The following is a 447-nucleotide window of genomic DNA, read 5'->3' as shown; positions in this document are numbered from 1 at the left end:
GATCAGGCCGTCGCCGGCGCGCGGTGAGGCGTCCATGTCGACCTGCTGGGCCGGGAACGGAAACGTTCCGGCAGCGATCATCTGGGCGAGGTCGGAGGCGCTCTGGAGGTAGGTCAGCTCCAGGCGGCTCGGGGTGCGGACGGTGAGGAGGTTGGTGTTGCGGGCGATCACGCCCAGCACCCGGCCCTCGCGGCGGACCGGGATGGACTCGACGCGGACCGGCACCTCCTCGCGCCACTCCGGGTCGCCCTCGCGGACGATCCGCCCCTCGTCCAGCGCGGAGTCCAGCATCGGGCGGCGGCCCCGTGGAACGAGGTGGCCGACCATGTCGTCCTGGTAGGAGGTGGGCCCGGTGTTCGGCCGCATCTGGGCCACCGACACATAGCGGGTGCCGTCGAGGGTGGGCACCCAGAGCACCAGGTCGGCGAAGGACAGATCGGACAGCAG

At 71.8% G+C, this 447-nt stretch carries 1 protein-coding gene; it reads right to left on the bottom strand.

Translation table 11 applies throughout. From position 1 onward, the window contains the following. On the bottom strand, window positions 1–447 hold a 447-nt coding region (locus EVJ24_RS15190), incomplete at both ends, for a histidine kinase N-terminal domain-containing protein (protein WP_201740383.1).

The organism is Exiguobacterium sp. SH1S21, from assembly GCF_004337175.1.
GTDB lineage: Bacteria > Bacillota > Bacilli > Exiguobacteriales > Exiguobacteriaceae > Exiguobacterium > Exiguobacterium aurantiacum_A.
This window is presented reverse-complemented; position numbering and strand designations above follow the sequence as displayed.